This window comes from Trebonia sp. (genome assembly GCF_049794275.1).
In the GTDB taxonomy this organism is placed as follows: domain Bacteria; phylum Actinomycetota; class Actinomycetes; order Streptosporangiales; family Streptosporangiaceae; genus Trebonia.
Genome location: NZ_JBARCR010000794.1, coordinates 1 through 5,421, shown reverse-complemented (window position 1 = coordinate 5,421; position 5,421 = coordinate 1). Strand labels below are relative to the sequence as shown.

4 protein-coding genes are annotated in these 5,421 nt (G+C 71.4%); 1 reads left to right on the top strand and 3 read right to left on the bottom strand.

All coding sequences use genetic code 11. The annotated features are described in order from the left end of the window. On the bottom strand, positions 1-520 hold a 520-nt coding region (locus tag WA805_RS20685; protein ID WP_425243151.1), incomplete at its 3' end, for an acyl-CoA dehydrogenase family protein. Between the two features lie 163 nt (positions 521-683). Between WA805_RS20685 and WA805_RS20680 the strand changes: the two genes are divergently transcribed. Continuing rightward, positions 684-1,208: a hypothetical protein gene (locus WA805_RS20680; protein ID WP_422288990.1), complete on the top strand. Its 525-nt coding sequence runs from the start codon at positions 684-686 to the stop codon at positions 1,206-1,208. Between the two features lie 41 nt (positions 1,209-1,249). Here WA805_RS20680 and WA805_RS20675 read toward each other — a convergent pair whose 3' ends face one another. Next, positions 1,250-2,824: a DUF222 domain-containing protein gene (locus WA805_RS20675; RefSeq protein WP_425243150.1), complete on the bottom strand. Its 1,575-nt coding sequence runs from the start codon at positions 2,822-2,824 to the stop codon at positions 1,250-1,252. Between the two features lie 150 nt (positions 2,825-2,974). Continuing rightward, positions 2,975-5,421 (bottom strand): excinuclease ABC subunit UvrA (locus tag WA805_RS20670; RefSeq protein WP_425243149.1); only part of this gene is annotated, 2,447 nt, incomplete at its 5' end.

Genomic DNA, 5,421 nt, shown 5'->3' with positions numbered 1-5,421 from the left:
CGAGCAGGCGCTGCGGCTGGCCGTTGGCGTCCAGGACGGGTGCCCCGGCAGAGTCGCAGACGACCGACATCCCGCCGAGCCAGGTCGCGTAGGGAGAACCGCTGGCGAACGGCCAGCGGCCGCTGATGCGGTAACCGCCCTCGGCCTTGACCGCCTTGCCGCCTAGCCGGCCGAGGCTCATCGCGAGGATCAGCCGGCCGCCCCCGCGCAGCCGGAAGCGCTCGAAACGCTCGGGATCGAGGAACGTCAGCCCCACGCCCGACTGGATGAACGCCATCCATCCGACCGACGCGTTGATCCGCGCGAGCTCCTCGATCAACCGCAGCCACTCGACCGGATCGGCCTCGAGACCGCCGACCTCGCGCGGCAGCATCGCCTTGAAGACGCCGGCGTCGTAGAGCGCCTCGACCAGCGGCGGCGGAATGCTCCCCTGCTCAAGAGCCGCCGCGTGCTCGCGGATCAGCGGCTCCAGGCGGTGCGCGATGTCGACGAGCGAGACGTCTTCGGCTAGACCGGCCACGACGGGAAGTTAGCACAGTCATGGGATGTCCAGCGCTCATGGCGATATCTCCGGCTACTCCTCCCGGAGTATCCGCGGAGCCGCCCGCATCCGTGCTGGGCAGGCAGAAGACGCTCTCCGCGGACGACGACCGCGGGCCGCCTGGCGGGGCAGCATCGGTGGCATGGCAACGATATTTTCCGCGATCGGCCAGGCCGACGACAGCAATGACGGCCGCGACCGACGATCGTTCCTGCTCACGCGAGCGCAGCCGGCGATGGCGGGCCTGATCGACGGTTCGCTGTCGACGCTCGCCCCGATCTTCGCCATCGCCCTCGCCACGCATCAGCCGCACGACGCGTTCCTCGCAGGGTTGGCGACCGCGATCGGTGCCGGCGTCAGCATGGCCTTCTCAGAAGGGCTGTCCGACACCGGCGACCTGACGGGGCGCGGGCGCCCGCACCTGCGCGGCGCGATCACCGGCGGCGGCACATTCCTCGGCGGCATCCTGCACACGCTGCCGTTCCTCATCCCCCAGTACCGGTCGGCCGTGTTGCTCGCGCTCGCGGTGATCGTGGTGGAACTCGTGGCGCTCGCCTGGATTCGCCGACGGTTCTTCGGCGGCGGCTTCCTCAGCTCGCTCGTCTCGGTCACGCTCGGCGGGGTGATCATCACCGCGGTCAGCGCAGCGCTAGGTGCACTCAGATGACCGCAGCCGGCGCCGGCCGGTTCCAGGACGCCAGCCGGGCTCTATCCGGCGCGGAGGGTGGGTGGTGAGTGGCTGTGCAGCACCTGGCCGTCGGGTCCGTAAGCCGTCGTGGTGCCGTTGGGATGCAGGACGAGCCGCCAGCCGCGGCGGTGGATGCACACGTCGTGGTGGAACTGGCACAGCAGCACGCACTCACTCACGGAAGTCTTCCCGCCGTCGGCCTTGTGCTGAAGATGATGCACGTCGCACCAGGCGGCCGGTCTCCCGCACCGCGGCCAGGCGCAGCCGCGGTCGCGGAGCAGGACGGCGCGGCGGATGCTGGCCGGGATGGAGTCGGAGTAGCCGATGTCCAGCGGCAGCGACGGGGTGCTGTAGGGCGGCGCGAGGAGGGTGGTGCGGAGCCAGCCGGCGATGCCGGCCGGGCCGGAGACGAAGTCGATGGCGAGCCGGGCGATCGCGTACCGCAGCGCCTGCATCGCGTCGGGGGTGAACCGCTGGCGGGCCCGCAGCCGGGCGCGGGACGCGGCCAGGGGTCCGCCTCCTCCTGTGCCCCACGAGCGGTGACTGCTGTCGTTGTCCAGGCTTGCATCGTCATCGTCATCGTCATCGTCATCGTCGCCAGCGGGGTCTGCTCCGTCGAGGGTGATGCTAGCCGCGGCCAGAGCCAGCGCGATGATCTTGTCGACCACCCGCATGTCCGCGTGCCCGGTCACCACCGGGGTGGTCCGCGCGTCGCAGGCGGCCGCCTCCGCGTCCTTGCCCAGCAGGTACCCCGTTTCCCCGGCTGTGCCGCGCAGCCACACCTCCTCCGCCTCCGGCGCGCCGGGGCGCTGCCGCAGCTCCGGGAACGGGATGTGCACCGCCACATGGGTGTCCGCGCCCGCCCGGTCCGGCACCATCTTCGCCCCGATCAGCAGCTCACAACCCTGCAGCAGCGCGTCGTGGAACCGCTGCCCCTCGGTGCGGACATCCTCCAGGCCGGCCTTCTTGCCCAGCGCCTCCAAGACGGCTTGGACGGCGGCGGCGCATTCCGGGGTGAGGTTCCCGCGGATCACGCCGGCGCCCTGGAACGTGGTCCCGACCTGCACGTACCGGTCGTCGAACCCGTCATCATCGGCGTCGGGCCGGGAGGAGCGCCATTTCTGCTCCGCCACCGCGGCGATGATCCGCAAGTCATCCCTGGAGGCGCCCGCTGCCGCGGCCTGCACCAGGATCTTGATGGTCTCCGCGCGCAGCTCCGCGGGGAGCTTCTTCGTCCACTCGGCGATCGCCATCGCCCAGGACTTGGAGATGTCCTTGGCGGCCAGGGCGGCAGCCATCTCGGGGTGGTCGCGCAGCAGCCGCATCTGCCGCATCTCGACCCTGGCGTCCTGGCGGGTCATGTCGGTCATTGCCATCAGCCACGCGGCGGAGTTGCCGTACCCGTCGCAGTCATGCGCGTCGGCGGCGTCGAACCGGGCCAGAACCAGCGCATGTGCGGCGGTGAACTTCGCCTGCACCGCAGCCAGCGACCGCAGCACCGATCCGCACGCGGCGGCGTCCAGCTCGCCGGCGCCCGGGCCGTTGAGGTAGTCCAGGCCGGCGTTCATCATCCGCAGCGCATCGGCGACGCTCATCCCGGCCACCTCCTCCCGGTGCTGCCGCTGGTTAACCCATCGTCCGCGCCGTTCGTGTGGCCTGCTGCCAGCATAGCACAGGTGTTCTAGATATACAACGAGTAGCATCAAGATCTTCTACGGGTTTCGCACGCCGATGGCAGTCATGGTCTATGAATGGGAGAGCCCCGGGCGGCCCGATGGCGCGCCCAGGTGCTCGGCCAGCCACGGCCCGGTCGCGCTGCCCGGGGTCCGCGCGACGTCCGCCGGCGTCCCCGCCGCCAGGATGTGCCCGCCGTCCGGGCCACCGCCGGGACCCATGTCGATCAGGTAGTCGGCCGCGGCGAGCAGGTCCAGATCGTGGTCGATGACGATGATCGTGGCTCCGGCCGCGAGCAGCCGGTCGAACACGCCGACCAGCGTCGCCACGTCGAGCGGGTGCAGGCCCGTGGACGGCTCGTCGAACACGTACAGCACGCCGCGCTGGCTGCTGCGCAGCCGGGAAGCGATCCGCAGCCGCTGCGACTCGCCTCCGGACAGGGACGGCGTGGGCTCTCCCAGCCGCAGGTAACCCAGCCCGACCTCGCTGACCGGCCGCAGCGCGGCGGCGACCGGGACCTGGCCGGCGAACCGCTCCAGGGCTTCGTCCACGCTCAAGCCGAGCACGTCCGCGATGGTCAGGCCGTCGACCCGGACGCCCAGGGTGGCGTCGTTGAAGCGGGCGCCGTGACACGTCGGGCACTCTTCGGTGATGTCAGGCAGGTACTGGACGTCGAGGTCGACATGGCCGAGCCCGCGGCAGGTCGGGCACTGCCCCTCCCGGGTGTTGAACGAGAAATGCCCCGGCTTCCAGCGCCTGCGCCGGGCGTACGGGGAGTCGGCGAACAGGCGGCGGATCTCGTCGAACGTCCCGGAGTAGGTCGCGGGTGTCGACCGCGCGTTCTGGCCGATCGGCGAGGCGTCGACCTGGACGACCTGGCGGATGCCGCCGAGGTCAAGGCGGCGGACGTGCCCGGGCAGCGGGGACCCGGTCAGCAGCGCCTTGGCGGCCGGGATGAGGCTGTCCAGGACCAGGGCGGTCTTCCCCGCCCCGGACGGCCCGGCCAGGGCGGTCAGCCGCTGCAGCGGGAAGGCGGCGGTGACGTCGTGCAGGTTGTACAGGTCCGCAATTTCCAGGGTGATCTGCCCGCCGGGACCGGGGTGGGCCGGCGGACGGTCCCGGGTCACGGCCGCGGCGCCGGCCAGGAACGGGCCCATGATCGAGAGCGGGTCGCGCTCCAGCTCGCCGGGCCGTCCCTGGGCGATCACCGTGCCGCCCTTGGCGCCGGCCGCCGGGCCGAGCTCGATGATCCAGTCGGCGCTCCTGACGACCTCCCGCTCGTGCTCCACCACCACCACGGAATTGCCGTTCCCCGCCAGGGCCGTGATCGTCTTGAGCAGCCCCTGGACGTTGCTCGGGTGCAGCCCGACCGACGGCTCGTCCAGCACGTAGAGCATGCCCGTCGTGCTGGCGCGCACCGTGGAGGTGAGCTCGATCCGCTGCCGTTCCCCCGTCGACAGCGAGGCGCCGGCCCGGTCCAGGGTCAGGTAGGCCAGTCCGACGTCGAGCAGCGGCGTCAGCCTGCCGTCCAGTTCGGCCAGCAGGCCGGTCGTCACCCGGGACAGCTCAGCGGGCAGGCCCGCGGCCAGGCCGGCCATGAATCCCTGCAGCTCGCCCAGGCTGAGCGCGCTGATCTCGGCGAGGTTGCGGCCGCCGAGCTGCGACGTCAGCGCCTCGGGCCGCAGCCGCGTGCCGTGGCACACCGAGCACACCCGGGTGACGACGAAACGCTGCACCAGGCGGCGGGTGCGCTCATTGTCGCTGCGCAGCGACCGTTCCACCGCGGTGACCGCGTTGTCGTAGTTGACCGACAGCGTGACGCTCCGCGCGTTCCGGCCCGAGCTCAGCGTCACCTGCCGCTTGACCGGCTCACCGTGCAGCACGATGTCACGCTCGTGATCGGTCAGCGACCGGTACGGCACGTCCAGCCTGACCCCGAGCTCGCCCGCGGCGTACATCGACAGCCGCCGGCCGCCGGAGTTCCACGGCAGCACCGCGCCTTCGGCGATCGTCTTGTCCTGATCGGGAACCAGGGTGGCCACGTCGACTTCGGACCGCACGCCCAGGCCCTGGCAGGCCGGGCACGCGCCGTAAGAGTTGAAGGCGAAGGACTCGGCGCTGGGATGGACGAAACGCGCGCCGCATACGGGGCAGGTGATCTCCTCGCTGAATGCCGCGATCGACGGTCCGACCATGTGGCCGTTCGGGCACAGGTGCGAGCCTAGCCGCGACATCGTCAGGCGCAGCACATTAAGCACCTCGGACATGGTGCCGACCGTGCTGCGCGGCCCTGGTATCGGCGGGCGCTGCCGCAGGGCCAGCGCGGGCGGCAGGTGCTCGATCCTGTCGACGTCCGGCCGCTGGGCCTGGGTCAGTCGCCGGCGGCTGTAGGTGCTCAGGCCCTCGAGGAACCGGTGCAGACCCTCCGCGTACAGGGTGCCCATGGCCAGCGATGTCTTGCCCGATCCGGACACCCCGACCACCGCGACCGTCCGCCACAGCGGGACGTCGACGTCGA

Bases quoted from the DNA above. Each gene is read 5' to 3' on its own strand.
- WA805_RS20675 (WP_425243150.1), bottom strand. From the start codon at position 2,824: ATGAGCGTCGCCGATGCGCTGCGGATGATGAACGCCGGCCTGGACTAC.
- WA805_RS20680 (WP_422288990.1), top strand. From the start codon at position 684: ATGGCAACGATATTTTCCGCGATCGGCCAGGCCGACGACAGCAATGAC.